14 protein-coding genes are annotated in these 15,871 nt (G+C 73.5%); 6 read left to right on the top strand and 8 right to left on the bottom strand.

The annotated features are described in order from the left end of the window. The first annotated feature begins 180 nt into the window (after positions 1–180). On the top strand, positions 181–1,626 hold the full coding sequence (locus ACIBR0_RS17905; protein WP_396716877.1) for an LVIVD repeat-containing protein: 1,446 nt from the start codon (positions 181–183) through the stop codon (positions 1,624–1,626). Between the two features lie 69 nt (positions 1,627–1,695). Here ACIBR0_RS17905 and ACIBR0_RS17900 read toward each other — a convergent pair whose 3' ends face one another. Further along, positions 1,696–2,373 carry a DUF305 domain-containing protein gene (locus ACIBR0_RS17900; RefSeq protein WP_396716875.1) on the bottom strand — a complete coding sequence of 226 codons (678 nt, stop codon included), beginning with the start codon at positions 2,371–2,373 and terminating at the stop codon, positions 1,696–1,698. A gap of 141 nt (positions 2,374–2,514) precedes the next feature. Here ACIBR0_RS17900 and ACIBR0_RS17895 point away from each other — a divergent pair, with 141 nt between their 5' ends. Continuing rightward, on the top strand, positions 2,515–3,939 hold the full coding sequence (locus ACIBR0_RS17895; protein ID WP_396716873.1) for an LVIVD repeat-containing protein: 1,425 nt from the start codon (positions 2,515–2,517) through the stop codon (positions 3,937–3,939). Positions 3,940–3,985: 46 nt separating this feature from the next. On the opposite strand, the gene ACIBR0_RS17890 is transcribed toward ACIBR0_RS17895, so the two are convergent. Beyond that, positions 3,986–4,987, bottom strand: coding sequence for a sigma-70 family RNA polymerase sigma factor (locus ACIBR0_RS17890; RefSeq protein WP_396716871.1), 1,002 nt, complete (start codon positions 4,985–4,987; stop codon positions 3,986–3,988). 108 nt (positions 4,988–5,095) lie between these two features. Between ACIBR0_RS17890 and ACIBR0_RS17885 the strand changes: the two genes are divergently transcribed. Then, the gene (locus tag ACIBR0_RS17885) at positions 5,096–5,716 is read left to right on the top strand and encodes a maleylpyruvate isomerase family mycothiol-dependent enzyme (protein WP_396716869.1); all 621 of its coding nucleotides are present in this window, start codon (positions 5,096–5,098) and stop codon (positions 5,714–5,716) included. A 75-nt stretch (positions 5,717–5,791) separates the two neighbouring features. Here the strand turns inward: ACIBR0_RS17885 and ACIBR0_RS17880 are convergent, their stop codons facing one another. Next, on the bottom strand, positions 5,792–6,724 hold the full coding sequence (locus ACIBR0_RS17880) for a PfkB family carbohydrate kinase (protein ID WP_396716867.1): 933 nt from the start codon (positions 6,722–6,724) through the stop codon (positions 5,792–5,794). A 150-nt stretch (positions 6,725–6,874) separates the two neighbouring features. Between ACIBR0_RS17880 and ACIBR0_RS17875 the strand changes: the two genes are divergently transcribed. After that, positions 6,875–7,603, top strand: coding sequence for a hypothetical protein (locus ACIBR0_RS17875; protein ID WP_396716865.1), 729 nt, complete (start codon positions 6,875–6,877; stop codon positions 7,601–7,603). Beyond that, entirely contained in the window at positions 7,600–7,941 is a 342-nt protein-coding gene (locus tag ACIBR0_RS17870) for a winged helix-turn-helix domain-containing protein (protein WP_396716863.1), read from the top strand. Before ACIBR0_RS17875 ends, ACIBR0_RS17870 begins: the two co-directional genes overlap by 4 nt. 106 nt (positions 7,942–8,047) lie before the next feature. Here ACIBR0_RS17870 and ACIBR0_RS17865 read toward each other — a convergent pair whose 3' ends face one another. From ACIBR0_RS17865 to ACIBR0_RS17845, 5 genes are all read right to left on the bottom strand, one after another. Further along, positions 8,048–9,658 (bottom strand): asparagine synthetase B family protein, encoded by a 1,611-nt coding sequence (locus tag ACIBR0_RS17865; RefSeq protein ID WP_396716861.1) that lies wholly within the window; start codon positions 9,656–9,658, stop codon positions 8,048–8,050. A 4-nt stretch (positions 9,659–9,662) separates the two neighbouring features. Beyond that, entirely contained in the window at positions 9,663–10,631 is a 969-nt protein-coding gene (locus ACIBR0_RS17860) for a DUF5715 family protein (RefSeq protein WP_396716859.1), read from the bottom strand. A 93-nt stretch (positions 10,632–10,724) separates the two neighbouring features. After that, positions 10,725–11,558, bottom strand: a complete 834-nt coding sequence (locus tag ACIBR0_RS17855; RefSeq protein ID WP_396716857.1) for an isocitrate lyase/phosphoenolpyruvate mutase family protein — start codon at positions 11,556–11,558, stop codon at positions 10,725–10,727. Continuing rightward, the gene (locus ACIBR0_RS17850) at positions 11,555–12,616 is read right to left on the bottom strand and encodes a cytochrome P450 (RefSeq protein WP_396716855.1); all 1,062 of its coding nucleotides are present in this window, start codon (positions 12,614–12,616) and stop codon (positions 11,555–11,557) included. Before ACIBR0_RS17850 ends, ACIBR0_RS17855 begins: the two co-directional genes overlap by 4 nt. Before the next feature lie 135 nt (positions 12,617–12,751). Beyond that, positions 12,752–13,495: an ArsR/SmtB family transcription factor gene (locus ACIBR0_RS17845; protein ID WP_396716853.1), complete on the bottom strand. Its 744-nt coding sequence runs from the start codon at positions 13,493–13,495 to the stop codon at positions 12,752–12,754. A gap of 144 nt (positions 13,496–13,639) precedes the next feature. Between ACIBR0_RS17845 and ACIBR0_RS17840 the strand changes: the two genes are divergently transcribed. After that, positions 13,640–15,856 (top strand): family 43 glycosylhydrolase, encoded by a 2,217-nt coding sequence (locus ACIBR0_RS17840; RefSeq protein ID WP_396716851.1) that lies wholly within the window; start codon positions 13,640–13,642, stop codon positions 15,854–15,856. Positions 15,857–15,871: the final 15 nt, after the last annotated feature.

The following is a 15,871-nucleotide window of genomic DNA, read 5'->3' as shown; positions in this document are numbered from 1 at the left end:
GCAGTGTGACGGTCAGCGGGGCCCGGTCGCACCGTTGGGTCACGGGGCACCGCACACGGTCGAGGTCACGGCGATCGCATCCATCGATAACAGGCCACTTTTGTGACTCAGATCACATCGACAGACATCAGCGGTCGGTAGGGTGTGGACACTCACCCTCTCCTTACGAAGGGCTCGCCGATGATCACATCATCCACGCCGTGGACACGGCGGTTCCGCGCGGTCGGCCTGACCGCTGCCGGCCTCCTCGTCGCGAGCGTCGCGGTCGCCGCGCCCAGCAGCGCCCAGGTGGCACCACGGTCGGCGGCACCCGCCACCGTGGGCGCCGCGACCACCATCCCCGGTGTCGACGAGATCGCCAGCAGCCCGAATCTGCGGCAGGTCGCCAACGTGCCGAAGCAGGCCCCGCTGACCGCCACCAACAGCGACATCGCCTTCCAGGGCAGCTACGCCTTCGTCGGCAACTACAACGGCTTCGTCATCTACGACATCGCCCGCCCCAGCGCACCGACCGTCGTGTCGCAGGTGCTCTGCCCCGGCTCGCAGAACGACATCTCCGTCTACGGGAACCTGCTCTTCCTCTCCACCGACTCCTCGCGCAGCGACGACTCGTGCAGCAGCGTCCCGCAGTCGGCGACCGTCAAGGAGTCGTGGGAGGGCATCAAGGTCTTCGACATCAGCGACAAGACCAGTCCCCGCTACGTCAAGGCCGTCGAGACCGCCTGCGGCTCGCACACCCACACCCTCGTTCCGGCCAAGGACGGCGCCTCGGTCTACCTGTACGTGTCCTCGTACTTCCCGTCGGACACCTTCCCGGACTGCCAGCCGCCGCACGACTCGATCTCCATCGTCAAGGTGCCGCTGGGCGCACCGACCGACGCCGCGGTGGTCGCCACGCCGAACCTCTTCCCCGACGGTGGGTACAAGGGCGACGGCACCGGCACGGCGACGAGCGGTTGCCACGACATCACCGCCTACCCGCTCAAGGACCTGGCGGCGGGCGCCTGCATGGGTGACGGCATCCTGCTGGACATCCGCGACCGGGAGGCGCCCCGGGTGATCGCCCAGGTCCGCGACACGAAGAACTTCGCGTTCTGGCACTCGGCCACGTTCAACAACAGCGGCACCAAGGTCGTCTTCACCGACGAACTCGGCGGCGGTGGCGGGGCGACCTGCAACGCGAAGGTCGGCCCGGACAAGGGCGCGGACGCCATCTACGACATCACCGGCAGGGGTGACGCCCGCTCGCTGGAGTTCCGCAGCTACTACAAGATCCCCCGCGAGAACGCCGACACCGAGAACTGCGTCGCCCACAACGGGTCGCTGATCCCGGTGCCGGGCCGCGACATCATGGTCCAGTCCTGGTACCAGGGCGGCATCTCGGTGTGGGACTTCACCGACTCGGCCAACCCCAGGGAGATCGGCTACTGGGAGCGGGGCCCGGTCAACGCCGACCAGCTGACCTTCGGTGGCACCTGGTCGGCCTACTACTACAACGGACACGTCTACTCCAGTGACCAGAAGGGCCTGGACGTGCTGAAGATCGACGACGAGTCGATCCCCGGCGCGAAGTCGAGGCGGGTCAACCAGCTCAACGCGCAGACCCAGTACGCGTACCGGAACTGACCCGGAGACACGTCGGGCCCGACCCCTCGGGGTCGGGCCCGATCGCGTAGCCGACCCGGCTGCGCGACATCAGGAAGCGGTGAGCTCCCGCATCCGGTTGATCTCCACGTTCTGCTCCACGGCGATCGAGTTGGCGAATTCCAGGAGGACCGGTTCCGCGCCGACCTTCAGCAGGTTGGTGGCCATCTCGACGGCACCGGCGTGGTGGTCGGTCATCATCCGCACGAAGAGCCGGTCGAACTCGGCGCCCCGCGCGTCGGCGAGGCGGCGCACCGCCTCCGGCGACTGCATGCCGCGCATGGTGCCGTGGTCGTGTCCGGCGGCCTCGGCCGGGAGCCCGCGGGCCTGCAGCCAGGCCCGCAGCACGTCGATCTCCGGCCCCTGTCCGGCGCGGATCCGCTCCGCCAGGGATCGCACCCGGGGGTCGGCGGCCCGGTCCGGGGCCAGCGCGGCCATCTCCAGGGCCTGCTCGTGGTGGGGGATCATCATCCGCACGAACCAGGTGTCCATCGAGTTGTGCGGCGGCGTCGCGGTGGCGCGGACCTCCTCGGCGGGACGGACCTGGGCGGACTCCCCCGGCCGGCCGGGCACGATCACCGGCGGGCCGTCCGCGGCGGCGGACGCGTCCGGCGTCCGGGCGGTGTGCTGCGCAGGTCCGTCATCCGGTCGAAGTAGGACGACGACCACGGTGAGAACGAGGGCCGTCAGTGTGACGGCGATCAGCGTCCATCTGCCTCGTGCGGTCATCCGCCACTCCCTGAAGGTCGAGGTCGTGGCCGATCGTATCCATTCACGACCGACGCAAAGTGTGACCTAGGTCACATCGATGTTCATCGTCTGACCACTAGGGTGACGTGAATCATCATCTCCTTCCGGAGGGACTCGCCGATGATCCAATTATCCGCACCGCAACCGGCATGGCGCCGCCTCGCCGGCATCGCCGCCGCCGGTCTCCTCGTGGCGACCGTCGCCGGTGCCCAGACGGGCGCGCAGGCGGCGCCGGACGAGGCCGAGGTCGAGCAGGTGGCGGACGTGGGCAGTGTGACCGCCCAACTCGCCGTGGACGAGATCTCCAGCAGCCCCAACCTGCGGCAGATCGCCAACCTGCCCAAGCAGGCACCGTTCGACACGTTGTCGGCACTCGGCACCGACGTCGCGTTCCAGGGGCCCTTCGCCTACGTGGGCAACTACGAGGGTTTCACCATCTACAACATCGCGAACCCGGCCGCACCGAAGATCATGTCTCAGGTGCACTGCCCCGGCTCGCAGAACGACATCTCCGTCCACGGTGGCCTGCTCTTCCTGTCCACCGACTCGCCCCGCAGCGACGACTCGTGCGCGAGCACCGGAGTCCCCTCCAGCCAGACCAAGTGGGAGGGCATCAAGGTCTTCGACATCAGCAACCCGGTGAAGCCGGAGTACATAAAGTCCGTCCAGACGGCCTGCGGCTCGCACACCCACACGCTGGTGCCGGCGAAGGACAAGGAGTCGATCTACCTCTACGTCTCCTCGTACGGGCCGAGTGACACCTACGTCGGCTGCTCCCGGCCGCACGACTCAATCTCGATCATCGAGGTGCCGGTGAAGTCGCCGACCGACGCGGCCGTGGTGGCCATGCCCAACCTGTTCCCCGATGGCGGGTACACGAACACCAGCGGCTGCCACGACATCACCGTGTTCCCGGAGAAGGACCTGGCCGCCGGTGCCTGCATGGGCGACGGCGTCCTGATGGACATCTCCGACCGGGCGGCCCCGCGCGTCATCCACTCGGTGCGGGACACGGCGAACTTCGCCTTCTGGCACTCCGCGACGTTCAACAACACCGGCACCAAGGTCGTCTTCACCGACGAACTCGGCGGCGGCAGCGGAGCGACCTGCAACCCGACCATCGGGCCGAAGCGGGGCGCGGACGCCATCTACGACATCGTGGACGGGAAACTGGTCTTCCGCAGCTACTTCAAGATCCCGCGGGAGAACGCCAGCACCGAGAACTGCGTGGCGCACAACGGCTCGCTGATCCCGGTCCCCGGCCGCGACGTCATGGTCCAAGCCTGGTACCAGGGCGGCATCTCGGTCTGGGACTTCACCGACTCGGCCAACCCCACCGAGATCGGCTACTGGGAGCGCGGCCCGCTCTCCGCCACGCAGCGGATCCTCGGCGGCTCCTGGTCGGCGTACTACTACAACGGACACATCTACTCCAGCGACATCCAGAAGGGCTTCGACGTCCTGGAGATCGACGAGGAGTCGATCCCCGGCGCCAAGACCCACCACTACACGCGACTCAACGTGCAGACCCAGCCGGAGTACTGACGCTTCGGCGGAGCTGACCGGAGCGCACCCGGGCCCGGCCTTTCCCTCAGGGGAGGGCCGGGCCCGGTCGCGTCGCGGCGAGGTGGGGAGCAGCGCCGAACAACGGAACCAGCCGCTCGGTGTCGAGGTAGGTCGCGATGCCGGTGATCAGGCCCTCGTGCACGTCGAGAAGGACCAGCCCGAACGGACGGTGGGTCCCGTCCGGACCCGGCCGGGTCTGCCAGAACGCCGGCGACCCGTTGGCGGCCACCGGCACCAGACGTGCCCCCGCACAGGAGGCCGCCGGATCGGAGATTGCCGCCGCGATCCGGTCGCGGCCACGGATCCACCACCGGAAGGGCGGCATCGACATCGTCGCGTCCTCGTGCAGCAGGGCCACCAGGGCGGCGACGTCATGGCGTTCGAACGCCGCGCAGTAGCGGGCGAGCAGGTCGCGCTGGTCCGGGTCGGACGGGCGCCAGGGTTCTCCGGGCGGCACCTCCACCGTCCGGAGGGTGGTCCGGGCCCGCTGCAGGGCGCTGGTCACCGCGGGGAGGCTAGTGTCCAGCAGGTCGGCCACCTCCTCGGTGGTCCAGCACAGGACGTCCCGCAGGATCAGGACCGCCCGCTGCCGGGGCGGCAGGTGCTGGAGGGCAGCGACGAACGCCAGGCGGACCGTCTCCCGTCGTACGGCCTGCTCCGCCGGGTCGGCGGCGGCGGGCAGCACCAGCGACTCGGGCACCGGCTGCACGAGGACCCACTCCGACACCGGCTCGCCGAGGCCCGGACCGGCGAGCGCCGGTGCACCGAGGTCCATCGGCAGCGCCCGTCGCCGGGCGCCCCGGAGCAGGTCCAGGCAGACGTTCGTCGCGATCCGGTAGAGCCACGTCCGCAGCGACGCCTGGCTCGCGTCGTAGCGGTCGTACGACCGCCACGCCCGCAGCAGCGTCTCCTGCACCGCGTCCTCGGCCTCGAAGCCGGAACCCAGCATGCGGTAGCAGTAGCCGGTCAACTCGTTTCGGAACGGCTCCAGCCGGGAGACGGTCTCGTCCGTCGACGCCACGGTCACCGCTCGACCATACGCACTCCACCGACGACCGATGGGTTTCCGGCACGCGGCTCGTATCCCTTCCGGGGGCGCGGACACGCCGCGCCCCGCCCACCGGAGGGAAAGACCATGACCGAGGACGTACGGGCGGCGGTGGCGGCGGAGCGCCGGGACCAGGCGGACCTGCTCGCCGGCCTGGAGCCGTGGCAGTGGGACGCGCCCACGTTGTGCGACGGCTGGCGGGTGCGGGAGGTGGTCGCCCACACCACCATGCCGTTCCGCACCTCACTGGCACGGACGGTGCTCGACCTGGCGAAGGCCCGCGGCAGCATCAACCGCATGGCCGACCGGACCGCACGTCGGGACGCCGCCGCACTGCCGCCCGAGCGACTGCTCGCCGCGCTGCGCGACAACGCGACGCATCCGTGGACGCCTCCGGGGGGCGGTCCCCACGGTGCCCTCGCGCACGACGTGATCCACGGGCTCGACATCACGGTGGGCGCCGGGCTGGACCGCCGGGTGCCCACGGAACGGGTCGCCATGGTGCTGGCCGGGATGCGGCCGAGGAACATCGCGTTCTTCGGCACCGACCTGACCGGTGTCGAGCTACGCGCGACGGACCTGGACTGGTCGTACGGCGCGGGTGACCCGGTCCGGGGACGGGCCCAGGACCTGTTGCTCGTGCTGTGCGGGCGCCGGCTGCCGGCGGGCCGGCTGGACGGTCCGGCCGCCGGGCGCTTCTCCGGCTGACCGGCGCCGGAAGCGGCAGCGCCGCCGGGACCGGCAGCGGCAGCGGCAGCGGCAGCGGCAGCGGCAGCGGTACGGTCAGCCGGCGGGGATCCGGTCGAGCTGCTCGGTGATCGCCCGACGGGTGAGGGCCGGGCGGCCACCCGGGTGCCCGACGGTCGCGCCGGCGGCGGCGACGGCGTACCGGGCCACGCGCTCGTGCGGCTCGTGCCGCAGCAGGCCGAGGGTGAGCGCGGCGACGAAGGCGTCCCCCGCGCCGGTGCTGTCCACGGTGGGTGTCTCGCTCAACGGCACGAACAACTCGCCGTCGGGCCAGGCGAACGCGTTGCCGGCGCCGGCCACCTCGACGGCGACCACCGAGGGGCCGCGTCGCCGCAACGTCCGGGCGGCGGCGAGACCGGCGTCGGCGTCGCGTGGCGCGTCGCCGGTGAGCAGTCCGGCCTCCTGCGCGTCCGCGCGCAGCACGTCGGCGACGGCGAGCAGTTCGTCGGCGCCGGGGTGGACGCCCGGGGCGCCGTCGAGCACCACCAGCCCGTCGGCGCGACGGGCGGCCCGGGCCGCGGTCAGGGCGGCCGGCACCGGCTGCTGGAGCTGGACCAGCACGGCGCGGGCGGCGCGCAGCGCGTCGGCGCTGCGGGTCACGTCGTCGACGCCGAGCAGGGTCGCCCCGGGCAGGTCCTCCAGGTAGCGCCAGTGGCCCTCGGCGTCGACCACGTCCACGATCAACCCGGTCGGCGTGCCGGGTCGGCGCACCACCGGGTCCACGTCGATCCCGTCCGCTCGTGCCTGCGCCAGCAGCCGGTCGGTCACCTCGTCGTCGCCCACCACGCCGAGCAGGCCGACCGTGGCGCCGAGCTGGGCCAGCCCGACCGCCTGGTTGGCGCCCTTGCCGCCCAGCATCTCCCGGCGACGCCGCACCGGTGCGCTGCCGCCGGCGTCGGGCACCTCGTCGACCAGCAGGACGAGGTCCCGCGCCACCTGACCGACCACCATCACGTCCAGTCCCGCCATGCCCCCGGTCTTACCCCGGCCGCTGTCCGGCACGCGCGCGAGGCGGACGGAGCGGTCGGCGGCGAGACCCGTTCGCGCCTTGTGGACGGCCTGCCATGCGCCCTAGACTTTGCTTCGCAGAGTTATCGCAGCCACAGAGTGGAGACGCCGATGGAGCGCGACCGCACCACCGAGGCCGAACAGACGCTCGCGCAGCTCGACCGGCTCCGCGACCGCAGCGCGCGCCGGGCCCGCGGGGGCGCCTGGCTGCCCGCCGCCGGCATCGCACTGCTGCTGCTGGCCAGTTCGGCGCTCTATCGGTCCCCCTTCTCCCAGCTGTCGGCGATCGAGGGCGAGCACCCCTACTGGGCGGGGCTCCCCGACCAGCAGCGGTCGCCCGTCGCGTCCTACCTGTTCTGGTTCCTGGGTGTGCCGGTGCTCCTCGCCGGCACGGCGTGGTGGTATCGGCAGCGGGCCCGGCGGCTCGGTGTCCGGGTCCCGTGGCCGGCCTTCGCCGGCACCGGCCTGGGCGTGCTGGTCCTGCTGGCGGTCATCGCCGCGGTGCCCACCTCACCGCCACCGGACACCCTCGTCCTGCTCTCGGGCCCCTTCTGGCCCGGACTGCTGACCCCACTGCTGGCCCCGGCCGCGATGGCCGTCGCGCTCGGGTGGGTGGAACGCAGCTGGGGCCTGGTGATCGCCGGCGCCTGGATCGTCGCGCTGGCAGCCTGGCTGTGCACCACCTTTCCGCTGGGCACCGTGCCGGGCTGGATGATCGGCGGCTCCGGCGGTGGTGGCCAGCTCGCGTGGCGTCCGGGCCACTATCTTGTCCTGATGGCCCTGCCACTGCTCGCCGTCGCCACGGTCCGTCTCGTGTCGGCCCGCCGGTCCGGGGCATGAGCGAGGCGCCGGTCCCGCACCCCGCGACGGCGCTGGACGACGTCGTGCACCAGCGGGTCCGGCTCGGCATCCTCACCGTGCTGAGCGAGATCCCCGAGTGCCGTTTCGCCACGCTGCGCGACGAGTTGGGTCTCACCGACGGCAACCTCAACCGGCACCTGCGGATCCTTGAGGACGCCGGGCTGCTCCAGGTGACCAAGGGCTACGAGGGCCGCCGACCGTGCACCTGGCTGAAGCTCACGCGGCAGGGCCGCGCGGCGCTGCGCGTCGAGGTGGCCGCCCTGGAGCAACTCGTGTCCCGCATCCGGGCCGCCACCACCGCCGACCCCGCCTCCTGATCCCGCCCCCGACCTGCGCCCTCTTTCACGGAAAGTGTGGCCATTCCGCGCCGGATGGCCACTCTTTCCGTGAAACTGCGGCGGCACCGGGGCACCGGGGAGACGGTCAGCCGGGTAGTGGGGCGTTGTCGCCGTCGGTCCGGCGCGGACCGACCAGCCGGCGGACCATCGGTGCGGCGTTCCACTTCGCCGCGCCGACCAGGTCCCGGGCGTGCTCCAGCACCGTGTAGTCCGGTCGGGTACGGCCGGCGGCCAGCGCCCGGTCCAGGTCGTTGCCGCAGCGGGTGAGCACGCTGTCGAAGTCGCGCCGCACCGGTTCGAGCAGGTCGTAGCCGAACGAGCGGTGCAGCCGGGCGAACAGCGGCTTGTAGAGCCGGGCCCGCTCGTGCAGGCCGGAGGAGTACGACATCGGGTTCTTCGGCCGGCGGCGGATGTAGTCGGGCAGCACGTCGGCGAACGCCCGGCGGACGATCCACTTCTCCTGGCCGGCCCGCATCGTCAGCCCGAGCGAGAGCCGCATCGCCAGCTCGACCACGCTGAGGTCGAGGAACGGCACCCGGGCCTCCACCCCGTACGCCATGCTGGTCCGGTCGACCCGCTGCAACTCCGTACGGCAGAGGTTGCGGATCTTGTGGAGGAAGAGCCGGCGGGACGCCTCGGGGCCGACCCGGTGGTACATGGGGTAGCCGCCGAACAGCTCGTCCGACCCGTCCCCGGTGAGCACCACCTTCACGCCCAACTCGTGAAGGCGCCGGAAGAGCGGCACCGAGACCACGGCGTTGATGATGTCGCCGTACTCGGTCAGCTCGGAGATCCGGATCGCCTCCCGGACGTCGGCCCGCCGGATGTCGCGCGGGCGCAGCTCGACCACCTCGTGCGGCACACGGAGGTCCCGCGCCAGCCGCCGGGCGTACGCGACGTCGGGGCTGTCCGGCACACCGACGGTGACCGCCACGCAGTCCGGGTGCATCTCCTTGACGTGCAGCAGGGCCAGCGAGCTGTCCAGCCCCCCGGACAGGATCACCCCGACGGTGAGGTCGGTGTCCACCCGCATGCGGATGCTGTCGGTGAGGGCGGCACGGACGAGCAGGGCGGCCTCGTCCGGGTCGTCCACCACCGGCAGCCCCGCGCCGAGGGTGAGCAGGTCGACGTACGGGCGCAGCCGCACCGGCCCGTCCGCCTCGGCCCAGCCGTGGTGGCCGGGCGGCACCTCGGCGACCGGCACGCCGTACCCGACCAGCGCCTTGACCTCGCTGGCGAGGTGCAGGCAGCCGGGGGTGCGGGACCAGTACAGCGGCTTGACGCCGAGCGGGTCACGCACCAGGTACGCCCGGCCGGTGGCCCGCTCCACGATCGCGAAGGCGTACTCGCCCCGCAGGCGGGTGACCATGTCCTCGCCCCACCGCAGGTACGCGGCCAGCACCACCTCGGTGTCGCTGGCGCTCCGGAACCGGTGCCCGAGCCGGGTCAGCTCCGCCCGCAGCTCGTGGTGGTTGAAGACCTCGCCGTTGTAGCAGAGCAGCCAGCGCTCGTCGTCGGAGACCCACGGCTGCACCGCGCGATCGCGGTCCACCACCCGCAAGCGGCGTACGCCGGTCAGCAGGCCGGTCTCGTACCGGGTCTCGGTGACCTCGCCGCGGGGAGCCAGGGTGGCGAGCATCCGACGGAAGACCACCGGGTCGGCCTCGGGTCCGAGGCTCACCGCGATGCCGCACATGCGCTCAGACCCCCATCTCGGCTTCGTACGCCCCGCGCAGCCGCTTGCGGGCGGCCGGCGCGACACACAGGTGCCACGCCTGCCCCTCGTCGACGACGTTGACCTCGCCGGCCCGCTGGCGGGCGAGCAGAATCTCGGCGAGGACGTCCCGCGCACCGAACCGGGTGAACCAGGCCATCTCCACGTCCACCGCCCAGCCGAGGCAGTGCCCGCTGGGCACCATCGCCGCGTACCCCAGCCGGCGCAGCCGGTGCTGGTGCTCGGCGCTGCGGACGAGGCTGGTCACCCACAGCGGCGGGGTGCCGGGTCCGGTGGCGGCGGCGAACTCCCGGCCGATGTCGTTGAGCAGCGCCACGACCTCCCGGCGGGTCCGGCGGAACATCAGCCCGGCGGTACGCGGGGTGGCGTCCGGGCGCAGCCGCCGGCCCACCGCCCGCAGCCCGCGCCCGAGTACGGTGGCGGGCTGCTCGGTGTAGCGGAAGCGCAGCAGGTCGCGCCGGCGCAGCCACTCCAGGTCGACCAGGTCGGTGCTGGCGTTGACCTGGCCGTCGGTGCGGTACGTGGGGGTGTCCCGCCACCACATCACGTCGATCCGGGAGAGCAGGTAGATCCGGACGAGGGCCGTCAGGTCGGCCGCGGAGCTGCGCTCGTTGGGCTGGTAGCGGGCCATCTCCAGCAGCAGCGTCTCCCGGGCGCCGACGAGCCCCTGCGCGGTGGCGTCAAGGACGGCGGCGATCGCCGGGTCCCGCAGCCGGTCGTCCACCAGCATCTGCCGTGCGGCGGTGCTGGGCGCTCCGGCCAGGGCACCGACCTCGATCAGCAGGTCGGCGACGGCGGCCCGGTACGCGTCGAGGTCCGGCGCCGGGGCCGCGGTCCGGCGGGGCAGGGCGGAGGGGGCCCGGCGGCGGGCCGGCGCCGCCGGGGAGACAGGAGGACCGGGCGGCTGTCCCGGGCTTCGACTGGGCACTCGCATGGTCGGGTCCTCTCTCCCGTCACGACGTCACGGTGGTGCATCGCCCTGACGACACCGTAAACGCGCGAGCCGGGAGAAGTCCGAACAATCCTCCTATCTCCCCCGAACGCCGCCAGGAGCGGCAGCCGGGCCGCGACCGGACAGCCCGCTCAGGCGCTGCACCTCCGCGTACGAGGGCGGATCGGCGGCACCCGGGCCGGCAGCGGACGCGGCCTCGTCGAGGGCGGCCAGGGCGGCGCCCAGCGCGGCCCGGTAGAGCAGGGAGCCGGTGCTCACCCGCGCCACGCCGAGATCCCGCAGCTCGGCGAGGGTGGGTCCGCCGGGGCGATGGAGCACGTTCACCGGGACGTCGACCGCGTCGACGACGGCGGCGACCGTGGCCGCGTCCGGCACGCCGGGCACGAAGATGCCGTCCGCTCCCGCGTCCCGGTACGCGCGTGCCCGGCGCCGCGCCTCCGGCAACGGGTCGGGAACGGCGAGCCACCAGGCGTCGGTGCGGGCGTTGACGAACAGCCCCGGCACGGCCGCCCGGACCGCCGCCACCTTCGCCGCCGTCAGCTCCGACGGGGCGAGTCCGCCGTCGGGGTGGCCGTCCTCGATGTTGACGCCGACCACGCCCAGGTCGGCCAGTTCGGCGACCAGGTCCGCGACGGCCGCCGGATCGTCGGAGCAGCCACCCTCCACGTCGACGGTCAGCAGCACCGGCAGCGGGCGCAGCAGCCGGGCCAGGCGGAGGTTCTCCGCGCGCAGGACGCCGGCCGCGTCGGGCAGGCCGGCGGCCGCGGCGACGCCGAGACTCGTCGTGCCGACCGCCGGGTGGCCACGGGCGGTGAACGCGGCGGCGCTCGCGTGGTCCCAGGCGTTCGGCAGCAACAGCGGCGGGTCGCCGTGGTGCAGGGCGTGGAAGGCGGCGTAGCGGTCGGTCACCGGAGCACCTCCACGGTCCTGCCGGTCTGCGGCCCGTCGCCCGACCTCGGTCCGTGGACTGCGAGGTCGATGCGGCGCGGAACCCGCAGCAGCGGGTGCGGTTCGTGGTCCCCCGGGTCGTGGACCAGCCGGCAGCGGCTCCGCAGCACCGACACCACCCCGGCGGCCAGCGCCGACGCGAGACGCGTACCGGGGCAACCGCGTGGTCCGGCGCCGAAGGTGAGGGTGCCGTCGGGCCGTCCGGGTCGTAGGCGGTCCGGGTCGGCGACGACCACGGGGTCCCGGTTCGCCGCGTCGAAGCGCAGCAGCACCGGATCGCCGACGGCGAGGTCGCGGCCAGCGACCCGCGTCGCGGCCGTGACCACCCGGCGGGTGCCGCGCACCGGCGGATCGAGCCGGAGCACCTCGGCGAGCAGGTCGGCGGTCGACACGGCAGGTGGCAGCGCCAGCCCGTGCCGGACCGCGGACCCGATCAGGCCGGCGGTGGCGTCACAGGCCTGCACCAGCAGGCCGAGCCGGTTCGCCCGCTCCTCCGGCGTCCCGGCCGGGGCCATCGTCGACAGCACCTCCACGGCGCGGTCCGCCGCCACGACGCGCGTCCGGTCGGCCCCCGGGTGCCACGCGGCGGCGACCGCGGCCACCGCCGGCACGGCGGCGTCGGGATCGGCAAGGCCGAGGCGGGCCGCCAGCACCCGCAGCGGTACGCGCCGCGCCAGCGCGCCCGTCACGTCGACGCGGCCACCGGCCCGGTCCAGGGCGGCGGAGGTCTCCCGGGCCGCCTCGTGGCGGAGGTCGTCGGGGTCGAGCGGGGCGAGGGCCGCGACCCCGAGCGCCCGCCGGGCCGGGTGCCGGTCGGTGTCGCTGAACCGGCTGACCAGCCCCCGCAGCCCGGCCAGGGTCCCGGGCGGGCCGCCGCCGGCGACCGGCACCCGGCAGGCCGGGTCGAGCAGGACGGCGCGGACGTCGGCGTGGCGGGTCACCGTCCAGCCGCCGTCGGACGCGAACGTGGGCGGACCGCACGGTGGCGTGTCCGGTGCGGGTGGAATCTCGACGGTCACCGCCAGACGGTAGGACCCGCACCGTTCGGCGCACACCGAACTATTGGCCCCGCAGGGCCCCACCCTGCGTTGATCATGAGGTTATCGGGTTCGAAACGGACATCTCACCCCGCTAACCTCATGATCAACGGGGGGTCAGGCACGCCCGCTGTTGGGGGCGGGCGGCGGGGGCGGAGCTAGGTGGGCGGGGTCGACGTCCAGGGCTGCGGCCAGTGCCGGTCCACCGGCCGGGGTCAGCCGGACCGCCCGGCCGGTGCCCGGGACGAGCCAGCCGAGGTCGACCAGGCGACGGCAGAGTCCGGCCCCGACGGCTCCGGCCAGGTGCGGGCGACGTTCGGTCCAGTCCAGACAGTCCCGCACCAGGGGACGGCGACCGGGCGGCAGGTCGACCGGCACGGCCAGCGCGGTGAGCCAGTCCCGGCCGGCCGGGGTGACCGCCAGACCGGCGGTGTCGTCGAGGAGCCGCCGGGTGAGCATCGCGTCGCGGACCAGCACCGCGAGCCGCCCGGCCAGGTGGTCGTAGCAGGTGCGGGCGTACGCGAGGGCGGCGTCGGCGCGGGCGGCGCGCAGGGAGCGGGCCGGCGTACGCGACGACGGCGCGTGTCCGGCGAGGTCCTCGATCAGCTGCGCCACCGCCGGGCCGGCGAGCCGCAGGTAGCGGTGCCGCCCCTGTCGCTCCTCGGCGAGCAGCCCGCCCCGCACCAGGCGGCTCAGGTGGTCGCTCGCGGTGGACGGGGCGACGCCGGCCAGCCGGGCCAGCTCCCCGGCGGTCCACGCCCGGCCGTCGAGCAGCGCCAGGCACATCCGGGCCCGTGTGTCGTCGGCGAGCAGCGCGGCGAGCCGGGCCAGCTCCGGCCCACCGCCGACAACGGAACTCATCCGCCCATGCTGGCACGTCCCGGCCGGTCCGCCCGCACCCCGTGGTTGAACGACATCGCCAACGGTCTTTACAACGTTGTATCCAACGTTGTAGAAACGGACACAGTGCTCGTCCACCACCGTCCCCCACCCGAGGCAGGTCAGATGGGACACCTCCGCCGCGGCGGCGCGATCGCCGCCGTGCTCGGTCTGCTGTTGGCCGGCACGGCGTCCGCGCCGGCCACCGCCGACCCCGATCCCCGCTACCGCAACCCGATCTCCGCCGACTTCGCCGACACCTTCGCCGACCCCGTGATCGTGCGCGGCGAGGACGGCTTCTGGTACGCGTACGGCACCACCGACCCGCTGCGCGAGGGCGAGGGAGTGTTCCACCGCGTGCCCACGGCCCGGTCGACCGATCTGGTCGAGTGGACGTACGTCGGGGACGCGTTCGGCCCCGACCAGCGCCCGTCCTACGCGGCACCCGGCGCCGGCTTCTGGGCCCCCGACGTCCGCCGGGTCGGCGACCGGTGGGTCATGTACGTGACCGTCACCGACACCACCGTCTCGCCGGAGGGTGGCGACTTCGCCGTCGGCGCGGCCACCGCCCCCTCCCCCACCGGCCCGTGGACGTTCTCCGACGAGCCGGTCGTGGCGCCGCGCCCGGGCGGGGGTGGCGGGTGGCTGTGGACCATCGACCCGTCCCAGTTCACCGACGTCGACGGCACCCACTACCTGTACTACGGCAGCTACTACGGCGGCATCTCGGTGACCGCCCTGTCCCCGGACGGACTGCGCGCGGTCGGCGAGCCCACCCTGGTGGCGATCGACAACAAGTTCGAGGGCAGCTACGTGCTGCGCCGCGGCGGCTGGTACTACCTCTTCGCCTCGACCGCGAACTGCTGCGCCGGACCGGCCACCGGCTACTCCGTCCACGTCGGCCGGTCGCGCAGCCCGAAGGGCCCGTTCGTCGACCTCGACGGGATCCCGCTGACCGCGTCCCGGGCCGGCGGCACCCCGGTGCTCACCCAGAACGGCAACCGCTGGATCGGGGTGGGCCACAACGGGTTCCTCACCGACCTGTCCGGCCAGGACTGGATCGTCTACCACGGCATCGACCGCGCCGACCCGTACCTGGACGAGCCGTTCGGCATCAACGAGCGGCCGATGCTGCTGGACCGGCTCGACTGGATCGACGGCTGGCCCACCGTCAACGCCGGGGCCGGCCCGTCCGAGGGCACCCGCCGCGCCCCGGTGACCACCGGGCGCGTCGACGAGCAGTTCGCCGCCGGCCTCGACCGGTGGCGGGACGCCGGTGACTGGCGGGTCGCCGAAGGACGACTGGTCGGGACCGGGACGCTGCAGGCGCGTACCGCCCTCGGTGGCGACGTGCGGGCCGAGGCCGACCTGCGGCCGGCCGCCGCGACCCGCGCCGGGCTCACCCTCGGCGGGCGGGTCGAGGTCCGGGTGGACGTGGCCGCCGGGCGCCTGGTCGCCCGGGACGGCGCGCGCACCGCGTCCGCGCCGCTGCCCGCCGGCTACGACCCGGCCGACCCGGTCAACCTCGCCGTCGAGGTACGCGGCCGGACCCTCACCGCGGAACTCAGCCCGGCACGCCTCGGTGACCAGTTGGCCGTGGTGTCGCTGCGGCTGGACCGGCCGGTGGCCGGGCGGCTGGCGCTGACCGCGGCCGGCGGCGACGCCGAGTTCGACAACGTCAGCCTCGCCCGGCTCTACCAGCCGGTCCGGCGGGCCGTGCCGCAGCCGCGCGTCGGCGCGCCGCTTCCGGCGTACTCCGACGAGTTCGCCGACGGCCTCGACGCCGACTGGACGTGGGTCCGTGAGGATCCGGCGGCCACCGTGTCCGGCGGGTCGCTGAACTGGCCGGTGCAGGGCGCCGACCTGACCGGCACCGGCAACACCGCCGGGGTGCTGCTGCGCGACGCCCCGACCGGCGACTACGTGGTCGAGACGAAGGTGACCCTCGACCTGGGTGAGGAGACCGTCCGCAACTACCAGCAGGCCGGTCTGGTGGCGTACGTGGACGACGACCGGTTCGCCCGGCTGGCCCAGGTGGCGATCTGGAACACCCGCCAGGTCGAGTACGGCTACGAGCTGCCCTTCGCCGGGCAGCCGGTGTACGGCGGCAACATCGTCGGCACCCCGGCGACCACCACGTGGCTGCGGCTGGCGCACCGGGTCGACCCGGCCACCGGCGAGCACGAGTTCCGGGCCGGCTCCAGCCGGGACGGCCGGACCTGGACGTGGGGCGGTGTGTGGACCTTCCCGGCCGACACCACGCCCCGGATCGGCCTCGTCGCGCACGGCGGCGCCGAACCCCCGGTGACGGCGGAGTTCGACTACCTCCGCTTCTACCGCTGAGGTGAAAGGAAGGGC

It is taken from the genome of Micromonospora sp. NPDC049497 (genome assembly GCF_044465805.1).
Taxonomy (GTDB): Bacteria; Actinomycetota; Actinomycetes; order Mycobacteriales; family Micromonosporaceae; genus Micromonospora.
Note: the sequence above shows the minus strand (reverse complement) of the source record. Positions and strands in the feature narration are given on the sequence as shown.

Excerpts from the sequence above, each read along its gene's own strand:
- ACIBR0_RS17875 (WP_396716865.1), top strand. The coding sequence starts at position 6,875 with ATGGAGCGCGACCGCACCACCGAGGCCGAACAGACGCTCGCGCAGCTC.
- ACIBR0_RS17870 (WP_396716863.1), top strand. The coding sequence starts at position 7,600 with ATGAGCGAGGCGCCGGTCCCGCACCCCGCGACGGCGCTGGACGACGTC.
- ACIBR0_RS17845 (WP_396716853.1), bottom strand. The coding sequence starts at position 13,495 with ATGAGTTCCGTTGTCGGCGGTGGGCCGGAGCTGGCCCGGCTCGCCGCG.
- ACIBR0_RS17895 (WP_396716873.1), top strand. The coding sequence starts at position 2,515 with ATGATCCAATTATCCGCACCGCAACCGGCATGGCGCCGCCTCGCCGGC.
- ACIBR0_RS17905 (WP_396716877.1), top strand. The coding sequence starts at position 181 with ATGATCACATCATCCACGCCGTGGACACGGCGGTTCCGCGCGGTCGGC.
- ACIBR0_RS17860 (WP_396716859.1), bottom strand. The coding sequence starts at position 10,631 with ATGCGAGTGCCCAGTCGAAGCCCGGGACAGCCGCCCGGTCCTCCTGTC.
- ACIBR0_RS17840 (WP_396716851.1), top strand. The coding sequence starts at position 13,640 with ATGGGACACCTCCGCCGCGGCGGCGCGATCGCCGCCGTGCTCGGTCTG.
- ACIBR0_RS17880 (WP_396716867.1), bottom strand. The coding sequence starts at position 6,724 with ATGGCGGGACTGGACGTGATGGTGGTCGGTCAGGTGGCGCGGGACCTC.
- ACIBR0_RS17865 (WP_396716861.1), bottom strand. The coding sequence starts at position 9,658 with ATGTGCGGCATCGCGGTGAGCCTCGGACCCGAGGCCGACCCGGTGGTC.
- ACIBR0_RS17885 (WP_396716869.1), top strand. The coding sequence starts at position 5,096 with ATGACCGAGGACGTACGGGCGGCGGTGGCGGCGGAGCGCCGGGACCAG.
- ACIBR0_RS17900 (WP_396716875.1), bottom strand. The coding sequence starts at position 2,373 with ATGACCGCACGAGGCAGATGGACGCTGATCGCCGTCACACTGACGGCC.